The sequence below is a fragment of the Thalassotalea ganghwensis genome, assembly GCF_053485795.1.
Map to the genome: position 1 here is coordinate 232919 of NZ_JBQRUM010000003.1, position 19301 is coordinate 252219.

The 19301-nt window shown below is 38.9% G+C and carries 15 protein-coding genes and 1 tRNA gene; 11 read left to right on the forward strand and 5 right to left on the reverse strand.

The window, feature by feature from the left end:
- Positions 1–13 precede the first annotated feature (13 nt).
- Genes ccoG through ACSLUH_RS04585 form a run of 3 tightly spaced genes read left to right on the forward strand, consistent with a single transcriptional unit; the run spans position 14 to position 3073 of the window.
- Entirely contained in the window at positions 14–1447 is a 1434-nt protein-coding gene (gene ccoG / locus ACSLUH_RS04575; protein ID WP_448565067.1) for a cytochrome c oxidase accessory protein CcoG, read from the forward strand.
- Positions 1447–2427 (forward strand): serine/threonine protein kinase, encoded by a 981-nt coding sequence (locus ACSLUH_RS04580; RefSeq protein WP_448565069.1) that lies wholly within the window; start codon positions 1447–1449, stop codon positions 2425–2427. The genes ccoG and ACSLUH_RS04580 overlap by 1 nt, the downstream gene beginning before the upstream one ends.
- A gap of 13 nt (positions 2428–2440) precedes the next feature.
- Entirely contained in the window at positions 2441–3073 is a 633-nt protein-coding gene (locus ACSLUH_RS04585) for a thiol:disulfide interchange protein DsbA/DsbL (RefSeq protein ID WP_448565071.1), read from the forward strand.
- Between the two features lie 253 nt (positions 3074–3326).
- On the opposite strand, the gene ACSLUH_RS04590 is transcribed toward ACSLUH_RS04585, so the two are convergent.
- The 4 genes from ACSLUH_RS04590 to ACSLUH_RS04605 form a co-directional block, all read right to left on the reverse strand.
- Positions 3327–3989: a TVP38/TMEM64 family protein gene (locus ACSLUH_RS04590; protein WP_448565073.1), complete on the reverse strand. Its 663-nt coding sequence runs from the start codon at positions 3987–3989 to the stop codon at positions 3327–3329.
- On the reverse strand, positions 3982–6060 hold the full coding sequence (locus tag ACSLUH_RS04595; RefSeq protein WP_448565075.1) for an SHOCT domain-containing protein: 2079 nt from the start codon (positions 6058–6060) through the stop codon (positions 3982–3984). Before ACSLUH_RS04595 ends, ACSLUH_RS04590 begins: the two co-directional genes overlap by 8 nt.
- The gene (locus ACSLUH_RS04600; protein WP_448565077.1) at positions 6060–6710 is read right to left on the reverse strand and encodes a single-stranded DNA-binding protein; all 651 of its coding nucleotides are present in this window, start codon (positions 6708–6710) and stop codon (positions 6060–6062) included. The genes ACSLUH_RS04595 and ACSLUH_RS04600 overlap by 1 nt, the downstream gene beginning before the upstream one ends.
- A 107-nt stretch (positions 6711–6817) precedes the next feature.
- Positions 6818–6894 (reverse strand) — tRNA-Arg (locus tag ACSLUH_RS04605).
- A 441-nt stretch (positions 6895–7335) separates the two neighbouring features.
- On the opposite strand from ACSLUH_RS04605, the gene ACSLUH_RS04610 reads away from it, so the two are divergent.
- From ACSLUH_RS04610 to prsR, 8 genes are all read left to right on the forward strand, one after another.
- On the forward strand, positions 7336–8328 hold the full coding sequence (locus ACSLUH_RS04610) for an efflux RND transporter periplasmic adaptor subunit (protein ID WP_448565079.1): 993 nt from the start codon (positions 7336–7338) through the stop codon (positions 8326–8328).
- 5 nt (positions 8329–8333) lie between these two features.
- Positions 8334–11360, forward strand: coding sequence for an efflux RND transporter permease subunit (locus ACSLUH_RS04615; protein WP_448565081.1), 3027 nt, complete (start codon positions 8334–8336; stop codon positions 11358–11360).
- 192 nt (positions 11361–11552) lie between these two features.
- Positions 11553–12338 carry a hypothetical protein gene (locus tag ACSLUH_RS04620; protein WP_448565083.1) on the forward strand — a complete coding sequence of 262 codons (786 nt, stop codon included), beginning with the start codon at positions 11553–11555 and terminating at the stop codon, positions 12336–12338.
- 9 nt (positions 12339–12347) lie between these two features.
- Complete coding sequence (locus ACSLUH_RS04625; RefSeq protein ID WP_448565085.1) at positions 12348–12617, forward strand: hypothetical protein; 270 nt, start codon at positions 12348–12350, stop codon at positions 12615–12617.
- Between the two features lie 3 nt (positions 12618–12620).
- The gene (locus tag ACSLUH_RS04630; RefSeq protein WP_448565087.1) at positions 12621–13547 is read left to right on the forward strand and encodes an HprK-related kinase A; all 927 of its coding nucleotides are present in this window, start codon (positions 12621–12623) and stop codon (positions 13545–13547) included.
- Positions 13547–14617 (forward strand): nucleotidyltransferase family protein, encoded by a 1071-nt coding sequence (locus tag ACSLUH_RS04635; RefSeq protein ID WP_448565089.1) that lies wholly within the window; start codon positions 13547–13549, stop codon positions 14615–14617. The genes ACSLUH_RS04630 and ACSLUH_RS04635 overlap by 1 nt, the downstream gene beginning before the upstream one ends.
- A gap of 172 nt (positions 14618–14789) precedes the next feature.
- A complete protein-coding gene (gene prsK / locus ACSLUH_RS04640) occupies positions 14790–16826 on the forward strand; it encodes an XrtA/PEP-CTERM system histidine kinase PrsK (RefSeq protein WP_448565091.1) in 2037 nt (678 codons plus the stop codon).
- Positions 16827–16858: 32 nt separating this feature from the next.
- Positions 16859–18211 carry a PEP-CTERM-box response regulator transcription factor gene (prsR, locus tag ACSLUH_RS04645; RefSeq protein ID WP_448565093.1) on the forward strand — a complete coding sequence of 451 codons (1353 nt, stop codon included), beginning with the start codon at positions 16859–16861 and terminating at the stop codon, positions 18209–18211.
- A gap of 62 nt (positions 18212–18273) precedes the next feature.
- Here prsR and ACSLUH_RS04650 read toward each other — a convergent pair whose 3' ends face one another.
- Positions 18274–19299, reverse strand: a complete 1026-nt coding sequence (locus ACSLUH_RS04650; protein ID WP_448565095.1) for an XrtA/PEP-CTERM system-associated ATPase — start codon at positions 19297–19299, stop codon at positions 18274–18276.
- Positions 19300–19301: the final 2 nt, after the last annotated feature.

The following is a 19301-nucleotide window of genomic DNA, read 5'->3' on the forward strand; positions in this document are numbered from 1 at the left end:
TCAAGGATTTACGGTGAAATCAGAAGAAAAACACGTCAATAAAAGCACTCGCATACCCGTCAAGAACATAAAAATACATCAACCTAATCAGGTTGAGCATTATAAACCTCGTGATCAAATCTATGTCCGTAAAGTTACGGGATTTTTCCAACAGCTTAGGCAAAAAATGAACTTTGTTTTTCTTGCCTTGTTCGCTTTATTACCTTGGCTGCAATACAATGGAAATCAAGCTATTCTGCTCGATATTGCCGATCAAAGGTTTACCCTATGGGGGTTAACATTGTGGCCTCAAGACCTAACGCTGTTAGCTTGGCTATTTATTATTGGTGCCTTTTTGCTGTTTTTCGTTACCACGTTTTTGGGGCGTGTATGGTGTGGTTATTTGTGTCCACAAACCGTATGGACATTTATCTTTATTTGGTTTGAAGAAAAAATTGAAGGGACGGCTAACCAACGTAAGAAGCTTGATAGCCAGAAAATGGATGTTAACAAGTTTTGGCGAAAGTCATTAAAGCATTTTTGCTGGGGATTTTTTGCCCTGTTAACTTCTTTAACCTTTGTCGGTTATTTCACCCCGATCTCAGAACTCTTTATTAACTTTTTTACTTTTAATGCCTCGTTCGCTGTCGTGGCGGTGGTCGCATTTTTTGCTTTTTGTACTTACGGCAATGCCGGTTGGATGCGGGAAGTGATGTGTTTGCATATGTGTCCATATGCACGTTTTCAATCAGCGATGTTTGATAAAGATACCTTGACGGTAACTTATGATTACCATCGGGGAGAAAATAGAGGACCTCGTTCTCGTAAACAAGATCCTAAAGCATTAGGATTAGGTGACTGTATCGATTGTAACCTCTGTGTACAGGTATGCCCAACAGGTATCGATATCCGAAATGGCTTGCAATATGAATGTATTAATTGTGGTGCCTGCGTAGATGCTTGTGATGGGGTAATGGAGCGGATGAACTACCCTAAAGGCTTAATTCGCTACACCACTGAGCATGATTTGGAAGGACGTAAAGTTCATATCATTAGACCTAAGCTCATTGGTTATGCCGCTGTATTACTTATTATGTGTAGCTTGTTGGTAGTGGAAATTCTACATCGTAAACCAGTAGCAATGGATATTATTCGTGATAGAACAGAGCTCGCAAAAGAGAATTTTAATGGTGAGATAGAGAATGTATACACCTTAAAAATTCTCAACAAATCGCAAAACGATAACCGTTACCGGTTGTCGGTAAAAGGTATTGAAAACACCATCTGGAATGGTGAACAAGAAGTATTTGTAAAGGCTGCCAATGTTTATACTCTGCCAATTAGCATTACGGTGGACCCCTATTATCTTGATGGATATATGACAGATATAACCTTTGTAATAGAGTTGATCTCTGATGAGGAAGAGGTGGTTGTTGAACACGAAAGCCGTTTCTTTAATAAGCGCTAATGGCTACTTTTGATTTTAGTACCCTATCACCTGATTGTATTTTAGATGGCATAGAAAGTGTCGGCATTTACCCAGAAAGTGGCTTGTTAGCGCTTAATAGCTATGAAAATAGGGTTTATCAATTTACCGATCAATTTGGCAAAAAGTATGTCACCAAATTTTATCGGCCAAAGCGGTGGAGTGAAGCGCAAATTAGAGAAGAGCATGAGTTTGCTTTTGAATTATTTGATCAAGAATTGCCGATAGTTGCCCCATTAAAATTAGCAGGGGAGTCGTTATTTTCTCATCAAGGATTTTTATTTGCGCTTTTTCCTTGCCAAGGAGGCCGGATATTTGAGGTTGATAATCTAGATCAACTTGAGTGGATGGGACGTTTTATTGGGCGTATTCATGCAGTATCGAGTAAGAAAGCGTTTAACTGTCGCCCGAGTGTCGATGTGCAGTCGTTTTTAATAGAGGGTGCGCAAACCATTAAAGCCTGTGGTTTTGTTCCGCAAGTAATTAGCACGGCGTTTTTCACGATACTTGAACAAGTTGTTGAATTAGCACAACAACATTATCAGCCGCAGAAAATGATCAGAGTTCATGGGGACTGTCATGCCGGTAATATTTTGTGGCGAGATGAAGGGCCTCACTTCGTTGATTTAGATGATTGTCGTATGGCACCTGCAGTCCAAGATTTATGGATGATGCTCTCTGGAGAGCGTGACCAACAATTACTGCAACTCGATACCTTGTTGTTGGGGTATGAAGAGTTTTGTTCATTTGACACAAAAGAGCTTGCCTTAATAGAATCTTTACGTAGTATGCGGGTAATTAATTATATGGCGTGGCTATGTAACCGCTGGCAAGATCCTGCGTTCCCACATAATTTTCCTTGGTTTAATACCGAGAAATACTGGGAACAGCAAATTTTAATGCTCAAAGAGCAATTAAGTGCGCTACAACAACCGCCACTATCACTTAATCAGAATTTTTAAAGGAAGTTGTTCAATGTTGAAGAAGTTATTCACTGCTTTTTGTTTGATTATGTTGCCCTTTTTGGGGTTAGCAAAGGATTACCAAGAAGGTACTCACTATGTCGTTGTTGAAGGTAAGTCTGCAGTCAAGAATGAAGTGAGAGAGTATTTTTCGTTTTATTGCCCTCACTGTTATCGTTTTGAAGGATTTGTGCAAGCCATAGAGCCAAAGTTACCAGAAGGGATAACCTTAGTGCAGAACCATGTTGATTTTCTTCGTGGTGCTTCCCCTAAAATGCAACAACTATTAACTCGCACGTTAATTGTTGCTGAAAAATTAGATGCGAAAGAAAAAGTCAAAGAAGCAATCTTTAACTATATTCATATTTCGCGTGCAACGATTACCTCGGTAAAAGATGTGCGAAATATTGTTGTGTTAGCGGGTGTTGATGGCGATAAATTTGATGCGTTGATCGATAGTGAAGACGTTGTCGCACAAGCTAATCAAATGAAAGACTTTCAAGATACGCTTTCTAAAACTGGCGGTATAACGGGTGTCCCAGCAGTTGTAGTAAACGGTAAATATCGCATTGTAAATAGTGGCTTAGATAAAGAAAACTTTATGCAAGATTATATTAATTTAGTTGAGTATTTAACGCAGCTTTAATTGATAAAATTTAACCTGAGCAATAAAAAACGCACGTTAAACTCAAAGTAACGTGCGTTTTTTATTGCGGTCAATTAACGTCATTATTCCCATACGCATTCCCCACGAATTTAATTAAAACCGATTGTAAAGAGCACTGATTAATTTCGTTACCCTCAGCGCTGTATAAGAAAGGCATCACCAACGCCTATATCTTATGCAAACCTAAGGTTAGTTAAATCTTTAATGTGAACTAGGGTCTGTTTATCTTTGTTTACTTGCGAATGATCGGTAAGCGATAACCGGTTTTTTTAATTAAGTAACCAATTAAAGCTCCTGACGTTAGTATCAAGCCGATGGTTATTATCAGTTGCGTGTCGTCACCGACTCTGATGCCAGCCCCTAACAAGCAAAACAAGGCCATTTGTGGAATAAACCCCAAGGCACTGCCGGATAAATATAGTAAGAAAGGTGCTTTGGCACTGCCCGCTAAAACATTGGTAAAAAAATTAGAGCCGGCTGGTATTAACCTAATGATAACCGCCTTAAGAAAGATATCATGTTCGAAAAAGTGCTGTATTTTGGTTAAGGCAACGGGAAAGCGTGATTTTACCATCGGTCGACAAAAAAAACGTGACAATAAATAGGTTAAGCTTAACGCGATTGATGCGATGATGGTCGCAGTGATTGTCCCGCTAATTACACCAAAAAGGTAGCCAAAGGTAAACGCAGTGACTTGTCTTGGCAGTCCAAGAGTCCCTAGTAGACTAAAAACAATTAGAAAAAAGACTATTTCATTTAAAGTTTGAGGTGTGTAAGCACTGACAAAACGATCAATAGTACTTTGATCGAACATCTGTGAAAGCGCGATAGGTAAACAGAGTAATATAAGCGCTAAAATCGTTGTGCTTATAATTGATTTATAAGAACTACTCATTGTGCAGACTGAGATCTCTTAACACCCTTGCTTTGGCTAGATCAAATTCTTGCTCAGTTAAAAATCCTTGAGCTTTGAGTTTTGCCAGTTTATCGAGTGCATCGATCAGGCGTGTATCTGTAAGTTTAATATTGTTGTCTTCTAACTTTTCTGCTTTAGCTGGCTGTGATGAAGCAACCGTATTATTGGGTTTTACATCATTGCTCGGCGACTTGGATGGCTTTTCCTGACGAGTAACGGTTGGAATTGGTGGTATTGGTGCTTTGATGGGGCGTTGCTTGGTATGCTGTGGAGCAATTGTTTGTCCGACTATCCATAACCAGTTAGTGATCTCATCAATGACATTTCCAAATTTTAACTTGGTAAAACGATGATTTCCTTGGCGCAAGTATAACTCGATAATGGCCGTTATCCCATCAATGGCTTCGATAAACAATTCGAGTTTTCTAACACGTTCATCAATCATTTTGATGCGTTTTTCAGCATTCAGTTGAGTGTGTAGCTGTTTTTCTTTTTCGATATCGTAACCGCTATTGTCTTTCTCTATGCTGAGTAGCTTGCGATCATTAAGTAACAAACTAAAGGTTTTGATATCAGCAAGTTTTATCTTACACGAAGGCTTAGTTTCATGTCGATGAAAGAGCAATAACGTTTCTGTGCTCTCATCTAGTTCAGCTTTGACATAGTTTTTATTTAAAAAACCGTTAACAGTGGAGAATCGTGAACGCTTACGGACTAGGAATACAGCAGTCAAGGCCAAGATTATTAACACTGCACTAGTGATAACGATTGGCCTATTATCACTTTTGACTTCAACTGCTGTGCTCCGCTTGTCAGCGGACGTTGCTTGCTTCGTCGATGCAGTTTGATTGAACTGATAAATGATCTTATCTTTTTGGTTAAGTAACAATAATTCATCATGAGGGTCGGTGAATACAGTAAATGGCTCTGACAAATTAGCTGCGATTGTAGATAAATAATCGACATCGTCAGTGGTCGTCAGTGCTTGACTATTTAACGCTTTAACATACCAAGTGTTTGTTTTTTTGATAAACAACAGTAATTTGTTGCGCAAATCCTTGAACTGGCTGCCTCGGTAAATCAATATCGCTTTACTATTTAGCTGTTCATCTGATGGCAGAGCGTAGGATGATTTCGGCGTTGTTTCGAGCAAATTGTCACCAAAATTTACTCGACTAATCTGTTGGCTTTGTTTTGTATGACTGACTAATAATTGGTGTTGATGACGCTTAAGCCAATGTATTGAAGTAACATCTCCAAGGCCAAAAGCTAGCATCTCATCCGTTAGATTTTCATCACCAATAAATGGGTTACTATTGGGAGCGGTGTATTGGCGCAAACCAAATGGCTTGGGGTTTATTCGTAATATTGCCCCCGAATGTAATGGTGAGGAGCTATTACCTTCGCTGGATAAAGCAATGAATAAGAAACCAAAATTCTCATGCCAGGACTTAATATAAGGATTAAAACCGATTTGATGGACGACATTGTCATCACGATTGGTAGCTATTCGAATAACTTCCCTTTTTTTGCTGTCATCAACACGAGAAGCATTCGCTGAGCTTAATTGCCATTCTACAATGACGATATCATTCCGAAATTCACTATTTAAGGTTTTGTCGGTTAGTCGACTATGACGCAATTGAGGAGCTTGTGGCTCAATATGCGCGGTATAGAAGGTTTGGTAGCCTTGTTGCTGGCTTAGCGCAAAATTGGGATGCAATGCGAGCGCTTGAAGCGAGATCATCTCTGGGTAAAAGTCAGGAACTACTAATAATGACTGCTTTAACGCGTTATCGCTTTCGAGCTCGGTTATATGACCATTTTTACTATATAAATAAAAATGTTGGTCTCTTTTTCGAGTAGCGATAGTATTGAGCCACTGCTTACTATCAACATTCGCCTGACTTAATTCGATAATTGGCTGCAACTGACTTTGAGCAAAACACTCTGAACAAAATAATAGCACTAGCAACAGACTCGCTTTACTGACGAGCCAAATGATAGAGGGGCTAATGTGGCTCATAAAGCCAGTTGTTAGGCTATTCATTAAGATTTTTGTAAAATAATCTGCTTTGATTCAATTAGTTGCGATTTACTTTCATTATTGAGATAGCTTAGTTTTCCGTCAACTATTATTTCTTGTCCGATTCGACCGTGCTCATGTATGTAGCTCGCGAGACTGCCCCAACAATGCACTGGTCGCTCCAATTCTATCCTTCTAAGTTCATGAGTGATCGGCGAATACACATAGTAATCTATAGCTAATAAAAACTCTGCTAGCAACTTATTGCTTTGTGTAGTGACAAGTTTTATGTCGCTAACTAGCTTACCACTGCACTGCAATTGATTGATAGAATGTGTGTACCCTTTAGGATAGGTGTGCGCGTAGGTGGCGTGAACTATCTGGCGATGAGACTTCTTACTATTGACGAGATGACCTTGAATTAAAACTACATCTCCTTTCTCGGCATACAACAAGGTACGCTCAACCACATCACCTATCATTTTTATCGTGTGATAACTGGTCCATTGCTTTTTTTGCTGAGTGGTTTTGTCAAACCATTCGGTATGGGTTGCAATAACAAACTCAGCTATTGGTACTACCGGATTGGCTTGATAGCGTATGTCAGGTTTAGCGACTAAGTTACCTAAAAGCGTCAGGGTGCATAAGTGATTTTGAGGAAGAGGTTTATTCATAATAATTATGGCGTTAATAGTGAAGCACTAATGTATGTGAAGTTAGATGTCTAAACAAGTGAACCGCTGTTTATTCTGTTATAAGCATACTAGTTGCAAAATTTTTATGGCCCACCCGGCAGGAGTCGAACCTGCGGCCTCACCCTCCGGAGGGGTGCGCTCTATCCAGCTGAGCTACGGGTGGTTAAATCTACATTAAGCGCTTACGGCAAAGGGACTTTCAATAGTCTTCTGCAAGCGCGGCGATCTTAAAGTGTCTTATCGACTTTGTCTAGGGTCTGTTGATCTTTGTTTAAAAATTTAGCTTCAGCCCTAAGACCTTAACGAAAGGGGCAATGGCAATTATTAATACTAGCGGCATTAGCATTTGCTCATTTGGAATAACCAAACGTCCCTCACACTGCTTTGCTACTATCAAAATTTGCCAATTGAAGAAAAAGTAAACAAAGATCAACAGACCCTAGGATGCAGGAATAATTTTAATAATGCTCAGTATACTTTTTGGTCAATATTTACGGCTTACTTTTGTTAACTGAACGGGAAAAAGGTGTACATTAGGTTATCGCAAGACTAAAGTATCCACTATAGTAAAAACAATTACTTGGGTACGAAAGAAACCTTACTTATGCACTTTTATAAAATACTACTCACGTTATCTCTTTTCACTTGGTCATCTGTTGCCTTTGGCCAACAAAATTTTACTGCTGAGCAGATTGTTGCTGAACCGTTTTTGGACTCAATTGAACGAACGGGTCGTCTTGACTTTAAAAGAACGGTAAGTTTGTCATTTAAAAGCGTAGGTTACTTAACTCAGTTGTCAGTTGATGAAGGTGATAGTTTTAATAAAGACCAAATACTCGCCTCGCTTGATACCGAAGAGCTGATCGAAAAGAAAAATGCAACGTACGCAAAATTACTACAAGCTAAACGTGAGGTAAATCGAGTCAAAAAGCTCTTGGCGAGTTCGTTAAGCTCGAAGCAGGATCTCGATGCGGCAAGAACAAACGTAGAAACAACCAGAGCTGAGTTTAGAATAGCTTCATACAATTTAGAAAAGGCGCAGATTAAAGCACCATTTAATGGTGTTGTGCTGGCAAGACAAACTGAGTTAGGTGAATTACAGTCACCCGGAGTTGAAGCGTTAAAAGTTGCCGAGCTTGATAATAACCTGGTAATAAAAGTTGCGCTGACTGGAGCGGAAGTTAGCCAGGCGAGAATAGGACAAAAAGTAAGAGTTACCCTTGATAATATTGGTGTCATTGAAGGGCGAGTGAATAGAATACCAGCAATAGCCAATACCGACGGTCATTTATTTACGATTGATGTACTCATTCCCAATTTGATTGGACGAGGTGGGGTTATCGCCGGGCAACTAGCCAAGGTGGTTATTGATTTCACCAATGATAATCTGGTTTACAAAGTACCTTTTTCATCGCTGGTTTCAGTAAATGACCAAGGGCAAGCGGTACTTTTAGTGCAGCAAGGTAGTGAAATAAAACATCAAGCATTTGATATTTATAAAATGACCAATGATTTTATTTTTTTACTCGCCGATGACTCGTCAAACTCTCTGCGCATCATTACGCAAGGTTGGCAGCATATACAGTTAGGTAAGTAGTTACTATGAATCTACCTAAGCTCTCGGTTAATAATGCCCAGTTCACTATTACAATTGTTGTTCTCATGGTTCTTGTGGGGTTGGTATCGTATTTCACCATGCCGCGCTCTGAAGACCCACAATTTGATTTACCGATCACCATCATTGAAGTTATTTACCCAGGTGCTTCACCTTCAGATATTGAAACCCTAGTTGTTGATGAAATTGAGAAAGAATTAGAAATCATTGAAAACATAAAAAAAGTAGAAGCTACGATAAATAATGATGGTGTCAAAATTGAAGTCACTTTTTTATATGGTGTAGATCCGGTCGCTTCCTACAATGAAGTCAAAAACGCGATTGCTTCAATTGAACATAAGCTCCCTAAAGGGGTACAAGATTTACTGGTATTAAAAGCAACACCGACAAGTGTCGCGATTACTCAAATAGCGCTTTGGAATGAGCCAGCAAACTATAAGGTCATGGAGTTTTATGCCAAGCAGCTCGAAAAAAGGCTTGAAGCTTTATCTGGCGTGCAAAAAGCAGATATTTGGGGGTATCCGCAACAAGTCGTGGCGATTAACCTCAACTTATCTCTACTAAAGCATCACAATATTTCCATTGCTCAAATAAGCAAAGTGTTAGAAGGGCGATCATTAAACATAACGCCAGGTTTTGTTGATGCAAGCACTCGCCGATTTAATGTAAAAGGTAGCGGTAATTTTACTAATTTCGCCCAATTAGAGGAAACGATCATTCAATCTAACCAAGATTTTGCTTTGCGTTTAAAAGATGTGGCAACAATCGAGTTTGGTGATCAGAAACCCAATTACTTAGCATACTACAATGATAAGCCCGTTATTTTTATCACCGCGCAACAAAGAGCGGGCACCAATATTTTTGATTTAACTAATAGTATCGATGCAGAACTAAAACGCTTTCAAAAGACACTACCTGATACCATTAAAATGGAAACACTGTTTAAACAAGCCGACAGTGTAGAGAGTCGAGTTAATGGTTTTTTTGTCAATCTATGGCAAGGGTTAATTATTGTCGGTTTAGTCGCGTTAGCGTTTTTAGGCTTACGTGAATCTATTGTGGTCATCACTGCGGTTCCGTTGTCCTTTTTAATCGCCATGGGCTGGTTGGATTTCTTAGGCTTTGGTTTACAGCAAATGTCGATCGTTGGCTTGATAATCGCTCTAGGTTTACTTGTTGATAATGCCATTGTTGTCACGGAAAGTATTCACCGTGAACGACAACGATTCCCAGCCTTAAAAGATGCCGCTATTTCTGGTGCGAGTAGAGTTGGTATGGCAATCACCAGTGGCACTGTAACCACCATGTTGGCATTTTTACCTATGTTGATGTTAGCCAGTAATACGGGGGATTTTGTTCGTTCGATGCCGATCACTGTGGTGTTGGTTTTATTGGCATCCTTGATTATTGCGTTAACCTTGACGCCAATGCTGGCCAGTCGATTTTTCACCAAAAAGCCATCTAATATTAAGATGTTACAGCATTATGTTAGTGTATTTGCTGAAAAATATTACGCGCCAGCTTTGCATAAATTGTTACGAGTAAAATTTCTCGTCATTGTGGTTGCGATCATCTTTTTATTAGGGTTATTGTCTTTGTTACCGCAAGTTGGTGTTAGTTTATTTCCAAAAGCTGAAAAACCAATGTTGCTTATCGACGTTGAAACGCCGCCAAACTCAACATTAATGCACACAAAAAGTGTTATGGACGCTGTTGCTCAAGCTGTTAAGCAGCATTCGCTGGTAAGTAAAGTCGCTTTAAATGTCGGTAATTCTAATCCAAGAATTTACTACAATGAAATTCCAAAACGCGGTTTAACTAACTTTGGTCAAGTACTTGTGGTGTTAACGGAGTTTAATGAACATCAACAACAACAGTTAGTTGATAATCTGCGTCAGCAATACCAACATTGGCCAGAGGCTAAAATCAATGTCAAAGAGTTTACCCAAGGGCCGGTTACCGATAAACCCATAACGGTCAGGTTGTTAAGTGAGTCACTCAGCGATTTAGAAAAAGTAGCAAAAGATTTAGCAACTAAGTATCACCAATTAGCAGGTGTTGTTAATATAGATAACCCTATTGGTGAGCCTAATACTGAGCTAACCATCGCCATTGATTATGATAAGGCTGGATTAACCAAAGTTGACATTCGTCAACTTGACCTCACATTACAGACATTATTATCAGGAACTAACGTTGGTCACTTTAAAGACAGTAACGGTGAAAGTTATCCAATTTTAGTGCGCAGTAAAATGCCAACGTTAGAAGGGCTAGATGATATCACTCTTCATAATGAGGCTGGCCAGCCCATTCCTTTGAGCCATATCGTTGATAAAAAACTCACCAAAGGTGATGCGAGTTTCTCACACTATCAAAAATTGAGAATGGCAAAAGTCTCAGCGGATGTTGCCAAAGGTTATTCGATAAATGAGTTAACCACTGAAATTGTTGAATATTTAGATAGTTATCCAATGCCGAACGGCATGTATTATGTCTTGGGCGGTGAAGAAGAATCACGTCAGGAGTCATTTGCTGGATTATCACAAATAATGATCATCACTGCTGTTGGTATATTCGCTGTACTCGTATTGCAGTTTAAATCGTTTTTGCAGCCTTTAATTATATTTACTTCGATTCCGTTTGCGATCGCAGGATCAGTATTAGGGTTGTATATTTTTAACTTATCTTTTTCGATGATGGCGTTTATCGGCTTGATTAGTTTATTTGGCATTGTTGTTAACAACGCAATAATATTAATCGATACCGCCAACTTAAACATGAAAGTGGGTTTTGAAAAACTGGATGCGGTCATGACCGCAAGTGCTATTCGCTTCACACCAATATTATTAACCACAATTACCACAGTTGGTGGGTTATTACCGTTAACATTGTTTGCGGGCAGCCTATGGCAACCTCTTGGGGTAGTGATTATTTCTGGATTAATTGTTTCAGCATTATCAAGTTTTTTATTGGTACCTATGCTTACGTTAATTTTTACGAAGGATTCAAAATAATCGATAAAGTGATATAATTGTACAAAGAAGTGTCGATAAATTTTACAACTTAGAGAGCATCCCCTTTATAGACGCTTTACAAAGTTAACTAGATTAAGGGGTTGGCATTTTGGAACAGTTATTGCATTTTGGTGCTATAATCGTTTTTACCAAGCCACAGTCGTAGCAAAAGAAGCATTTGAGGTAGTTTTAATGGAAAGTAATAATTCACAACAACGTGAAATGGATAAGCAGGATTCTTCTCCAGCGTCGCGCAGCAATACGCGTCGTAGGTTATTAAAATCGTCTCCAGCGCTACTTCTATTAGCGAATCGACCTACTTTCGCTGGTACATGTTCTATTTCTGGCTTTATGTCAGCAACTGTGGGTACCTCTATTGAAACTTTCGATTCAGCAGCCTGTAATGGTTGGAGCCCAGGTAACTGGAAAAATAACAGTGGTCAGATCACGAATTCTGCTTGGAACATGACAGGTGTTTCACCAAGCACACCGTTTTCATCCATTTTTTCAACGAGTAAAATGTCAGGATGTGTTATTTGTCGCGTCGAGAACGGAGCAATCGTTGATAATATCGATTATTCAAGTGGTATTGGCTTTTCTTTTGAGCAAGTTCTTGATGGTATGATACAGGGAAAAAACTCGGCCAAAGATATTACCTCACACGCGGCGGCTAGCTACTTAAATGCTGCGTTTATTGCCGGTGGCGGAGGTGGTGCTAAGCCTGATCCTTGGATGATAAATTACATTTCACCAACCGATGTTATTGGTTTATATTTACTATATGAATTAACTCATCTGCAACCACGACGCTCGGCATTTTCGCTAAGTACTACAGCTAATGCTAGCTATCGATACATGAGAAACGGCGTGACTATTGGTGATTCAGCAATATTAAGCACGACTGAATATGCTTCATTTTTTGTCGGTATGGCTGATGGAAGCGGTTCTCAAGTTTGGCAGAATAACATCAGCTTATAGTTTATAGCGTTGTCATATCTCTCAATCAATACCGAAATTTGTCAATATCGTCATCAAGAGCAAATGGTTGTCTTAGTCGAAAAAGATAAGATGACCTACTTGCTCTCTGGTGAGCTTTTCTTTATCTTTGAACACTTATCTGAACAACTCCATATTGGCAATAAATTTTCTATCGAACAGCTCTATCAAGCGTTTAGTCAAGCGTTTGATATAGACAAGGAACGTTTTTCTGACGCCTTAGATAAACTGATGGATGCCAATATCATTTGCATGGAATAATAAGTGACACTTAGTGAACTTGGCTTAGCACAATTTAACCATCAGGTGACTGATCAGGGTATTGCCTTTAAGACGGGGCGATTTACTAGCAAGATTAAACTTGATAAAGGCAGCCCCTTCACCAGTGATTTGTTTCATCTTTATCAATTCGCCAATTTAATAAATGACGATGATGTCATTGATTTTAATGTGTCGGTAACTTCCCCTTCTAGGTTAAGGCGTTACTGGCGACCTAAAGTAGATTTTAAGATGAGTGGCTTGACGCCATTTCTATCTTTACCGAAAGCACAAACGCTACCTTTAGTCGAGTGGGGTCTTAACTGGTGTGTTAGCCAACACTTTCATCATTGCTTAATTATTCATGCGGCAGTGGTTGAAAAAAATGGTGTTGCCATTGTCATGCCCGGTATGCCAGGAGCGGGTAAAAGTACATTATGTGCCGCGTTAGTTTTACTTGGTGGCTGGCGTTTACTTTCTGATGAATTAACCTTAATTGATTTAAGTTCCAGCCAAGTCTTGTCAAATCCGCGGCCCATTAGTTTAAAGAACCGTTCAATTGATATTATCAAAGAAGCAGCGCCTCAAACATTTAGCTCTCATACTGTAAAAGATACGGTAAAAGGGACGGTATCTCATTTTCAACCACCGCGAGACAGCATTGAACGATTTGATGACAGTGCTGACATTAGGTATGTTATCTTTCCAAAGTATAAAGAGGGTACTCAAGAAACATTAGAGCCGGTCACTAAACCTCGGGCATTTTTAGAATTGGCCAATCAATCGTTTAATTACCCGATTTTAGGGAAGCTGGGATTTGATGCGTTAGCTAAAGGATTAGACGGCGCTGATTGTTATAATTTTGTCTATGATGGTGATTTACAACATGCTATTACTCAGTTCGAGCAGTTGCTACTTGAGAGCCTTAGTTAATGTTATTGAATACCTATAACAATATAGAAAGCGTTAAAAAGTATTCTTTGGTTCAATGGAGTCAATTAGTGCATGAATGCTATGGGCATTATTTTGTTGCACGTCTTTATGCATTATTAAAAAGTAAGAATCTAGCTAATTTTATTCCATCTTCGCTACGTTGGCACTTCTCTTCTGCAGAGCTTTATTTTCAAGCGCACAAGAAAGATATCTTTATTGAAATGGAGAAAATCGAAAAAGCCCTAAAAATGGCTAATGTAAAGCCATGTTATTTAAAAGGCACAGCTTATTTAAATAATGATTTGATGGTAAGTAAAGGGCGAGTGTTTTCAGATATCGATCTTTACGTTGAAAAGCAACATATTGACAAAGTTGAACAGATTCTTCACTGGCATGGTTGGAAACCAGGTAAGTTAAGTGATTATGACCAGCGTTACTATCGCCAATGGATGCATGAAATTCCGCCGTTAACCCATCAAACGAGAGGTTCTACAATTGACTTGCATCACAACCTCTTACCTTTAACAGCTCGTTATTCGTTTGATGAGAGTGATATAAAAAATGCGGTAAACGAAGAGAATAAAAGCCTCTCGCCAGTTGAGTTAACATTGCATTGTATTGTGCATTTAATGATGGAAAGTGAGTTTATAAAAGGCTTTCGAGATCTTACCGATATACATTTGTTGATTTTAGAATATAGTGATATAGAAGAAGACTTTCTGTTGAGGTTAATAGCAAGGTCTAAACAGGTAGGTGTTGAAGTTCTAGTGCTTTTTACTTTAGAGCTACTATCTCAACATTTTAATTTGGTGCTCACTTCTGATGTAAAACATCAGCTCAACGGCATAAAAATTAACCCTATGAAAAAGAAGTTTATGATAGCGGTTTTTTCAAAAGCGTTACTGACCCCAATTCGATTAGACAATTCACTAAGTAACCTTAGTTGTCATTTCATTTTGTACATTAGAGGGCATTATTTAAGAATGCCTATGCGATTATTACTTCCTCACCTTTTAAAGAAGGCACTAAGTCGCTCACACGATGATGAAGAGCGGCAGCCGCAAAACTAGTCGTGTAACTGTCCCTTAAAATTCAAAACCTGAACGATTCTATTATGATCTAAGTCCTATCCAGAACAAGAGCCAGAACAAGTTTGATAAGACTTTAGTCGAAAGTCATTGTTGACGTGGCTGCCCTTACATGAGAAAGTGAATAATATCAAAAGATTATCGACTTACCATCATGTTTTCAGTAGGGATTTTTGGATACCTTTTAGCCGCACTTGGCTTTCTATCTTTTTCGTTTTTAATTTTTGCTGCACGAAATAAAACGATTCTTGCCAAGTGGATTCTTTTTTGTGCATTGATTTCAACATTTTCCTATGGACTAGCGTCTGCACAAATTCAATTGGGATTTAGCCTAATGTATGTCATGTTAGTTGACGGCATTAGAATTGCCAGTTGGGCCATTTTAGTATTGTTGTGCAATGTTGAGTTTCGCTCATTTAAATCATTGATAAAAAATTCATTTATTAGACGATATCTCGTTATATGGACTGCCCTAATGGCGGCAAGTTGGTACGCGACATTTTATCAAGGTTATGCTTATGACAACCTATTCTTGCTGTTTATTGCGCTTAACTTATGGACATTAGTCTTGTTAGAGCAATTGTTTCGCAGTGCTACTGAGCAAGTTCGCTGGGCTATATGGCCTTTAATCATTGCATTGGCAAGCATGTCAGTATTTGATTTTGTGCTTTATGCTCAGGCTACAATGGTTAAGGCAATTGATTTTGATTTTTGGTATAGCCGAGGGTTTATTGCTGTCTTCATTTTACCTCTATTGCTGGTCAGCACTCGACGTATTCGCAATGGCTCTGTTCGAATATTTGTTTCTCGTCATGTGGTGTTCTATAGCTCTATGCTAATGATTGCCGGCTTGTATTTGCTGGTAATGGCGTTTGCAGGTTATGTGATTAACTATTTGGGTGGCCAGTGGGGTGGCTTTGTTAGTGTTGGTTTTTTAATTTTGAGTGGCATTGTCTTAGCCGTGCTTCTCATTACAGAATCTTTGCGTCGCAAAGTTAAAGTATTTATCGCTAAAAACTTTTTTGCCAATAAATATGAATATCGTGATGAATGGTTAAGTTTGCTTGAAAAAATAGAAACGAGCCGTGCGGACAATTACTATCAGATGGCAACTCAGATCATGATGTCGTCACTACACACCCATCATGGCGCACTGATTAAAAAAGTCACGGATAATAACTTTAACACCCTATACAATGAGGGGGTTGACGTCGATAAAGCGATTAAAACGCAATTATCGATGTTTAGTCGTTTCTGTAAGGAAAAGGGCTGGATTATTGATATTAAAGAATATCAGCGTACGCCAAGCTTATATGAAGACCTTAATATTGATGTTGAGTTATGTTTTAGCCATAGTATTCGTTTTGTTATCCCTATCTTTATCGGTAAAGCGTTTTATGGTTTTTTTATCTTAGGGCAAAACAAGGAGATTAAACGCCTAAATTGGGAGGACAGAGACCTATTTTTTGCCATTTCTAAGCAGTTAGGTAACTTTATTTCTTTGCACGAAGCTAACGATAAATTAGCTGAATCTAAGCAGTTTGATGCATTTAATCGCATGTCTGCTTTCTTAGTTCATGACTTAAAAAATATTCAGGCACAATTAGCCTTAATCAATAAAAACGCAGAAAAGCATCGTGATAATCCCGCATTTATTGACGATGTCTTTGAAACAGTAGAATCAGCTACAGAGCGTTTGGAGAAAGTGTTATCCCAATTACGTAACAAACAAGCAGCACAATCTAAATCTTCCGTGGTTGCAATAGAAGGTGTTATAGAGAAAGTCGTTACGCAAAGAAATATTAATCGACCAAGCGTCGAAATTGTTAAAGCAGAGCATTGTGAACTAGCGATTGATGAAGAGACCCTACATTCGGTACTTAATCATCTGATTCAGAATGCGCAAGAAGCGACTGCAGATGATGGTTGGGTAAAAGTATCACTTGTACAAGAAGATAAAGACATTATTATAGAGATTAGTGATAATGGTTGCGGTATGACTGCTGACTTTATTAGACAGCGGCTGTTTAAACCTTTTGATACCACTAAAGGTAATGCCGGTATGGGAATTGGAGTTTATGAAGCAAGACAGTTTATTGAAAGCAATGCTGGTATTTTAACAGTTCAAAGTGAAATTAATAAAGGCACAACGTTTCATATCGAGTTGCCAATTAAGCCAGTTTTCGGCTAAAACAAATAAGCATTTAACATAAAGGGCGTACAATGGAAAAGTTGTTGATCATTGATGATGACAAGGGCATTCAAAAGCAACTTAAGTGGAGTTTATCTGATTATGATGCGGTGCTAGCTGCCGATAGGGAAAGCGCTATCGCAGCGGTTCGTCGTTTTGAACCTAAAGTCGTTACCTTAGATTTGGGCTTACCCCCTGACGAAACCAATGCGTCAGAAGGGTTAGCTGCACTCGAAGAAATCCTATCTATCGCCCCTCATACAAAAGTGATAGTAATAACTGGTAATGATGATAGAACAAACGCTCTAAAAGCAATTGCCGCTGGCGCGTATGACTTCTATCAAAAGCCAATCGATTCAGATGTTATTAATGTTATTGTATCTCGCGCGTTTGCAATGGCTACTTTAGAAGAAGAAAACCGTAAAATGCGTGCCGTCGCTGGTAGTGACATTGGTATTATTGGCAATAGTGAATCAATCGAGCGCTTACGTACTATGGTTAAGCGAATTGCACCAACAGAAATTACCGCCTTGCTGTTGGGGGAGAGTGGCACTGGTAAAGAAGTGACCGCTAATGCAGTACATTTAGCGAGTGATCGTAAGAAAAAGCCTTTTATTGCCATAAATTGCGCGTCTATTCCAGAAAACTTATTAGAAAGTGAGCTATTTGGGTTTGAAAAAGGTGCCTTTACTGGCGCCCATAGAACGACTAAAGGTAAAATAGAATGTGCTGAAGGGGGAACCTTATTCCTTGATGAAATTGGTGATATGCCATTTAATTTGCAAGCAAAGTTGCTAAGGTTCTTACAGGAGAAGAAAATTGAACGTTTGGGCGGTCGACAAGAAATTTCTGTTGATGTTCGCGTAGTTTGTGCAACTAACCAAAACCTTGAAGAAATGGTTGCTGAAAAAACGTTTCGGGAAGATTTATTTTATCGAGTGAGCGAAATAACCCTAAATATTCCGCCGCTAAGAGATAGAGATGAGGATGTGTTAATTCTCGCTCAATATTTTTTACAACGATATGCAGCGGATTATAAACGAAATATTAAAGGGTTTTCTGATGATGCATTAAGTGCAATAAAAAATCACCGCTGGCCAGGTAATATTCGCGAGCTACAAAATAAAGTTAAAAGCTCAGTGATCATGGCGATAGGTACTCAAGTGACCGCTATGGATTTAGGCTTTTTTGACCATGTAGACCAGAGCTTAGAGTTATCGTTAAACTTGCGGCAAGTTCGTGAGGAAGCGGAGTCTTTAGCTATCCAGAAAGCATACGCGCTTGCGGATGGCAATATGTCAAAAACCGCAGAACTTCTTGGTGTGACTAGACCAACATTGTATTCTTTAATTGAAAAATACAGCTTATCTATTAACGTAGAGTAGAGGTAGCAGACAGCAACCGTTGCTAAGGTTGCTGTCAATAATTTGATATGAAACGAAAGGAGCTAGTCTAGATCAGTATTTTTCTCGGCATATAATCGGCTTTTATGTTTGAGTAACTTATCAACATATCGGGCCATTTTTATTTTTTGCTTAATTGAAGTTTCAAGGATTTCCTCTACTTCTCTCAAGACATCTTTAATATGCTCTACTTTTTCTGAAGAATTAACAACCACTTGATGTTCGGTTGATTGTTGTTGCTCGTTGGATAAAGAGCCAGTTAATTCAACTTCCATTTCTTCTGCAACGGTATTAATGGCTTCACCATCTATTTGTTCAAGTTCTTCGAGAAACCCAAACAATAGGATGCGGTCGACAAATATATTAATCTTACGAGGAACGCCGAGCGTCTTGTCATGAATGAGACTAAACGCTTCTTCACTAAACAATGTTTCTTTTTTACACCCAGCTTGTTGAACGCGATGATTAATATATTCCTTTACTTCTTCAACCGATAATGGTTTTAGGTGGGCAGAGGCGATAATACGTTGTCTAAACTGCTCCATATCAGGGGCTTGAATAATGGGTTTTAGTTCTTCTTGGCCCAATAAAAAGCTTTGAATCAAGGGCTTATTATCTAGCTGAAAGTTAGACAGCATTCTCAATTCTTCGACGGTTTCAGATGGTAAGTTTTGTGCTTCATCAACAATTAATAAGGCGCGCTTTCCTTGCTGGTTCAAATGAATTAAAAACTCTTCTATAGCCTGTAATAAGTCGGCTTTACTATCACCTTTTGCTTTTATATTAAACTCAGAGACAACCAGCTCTAAAAGCTCGGTTGGGCTCAATTTTGTGGTGACCAACTGCGCTGCTACGATACTATTGTCAGAGATATTATTTAATAAGTTTCTCGCAATGGTGGTTTTTCCTGTACCTATCGGACCGGTAACAACGATAAAGCCTTCACCTTGATCAAGACCATATTGCAGGTATGACATCGCTCTTTGATGGTGAGAGGAAGCAAAGAAAAACCGAGGGTCAGGGCTTAGTTGAAAGGGCTTTTCTTTAAAGCCATAGTAAGTTTCATACATAG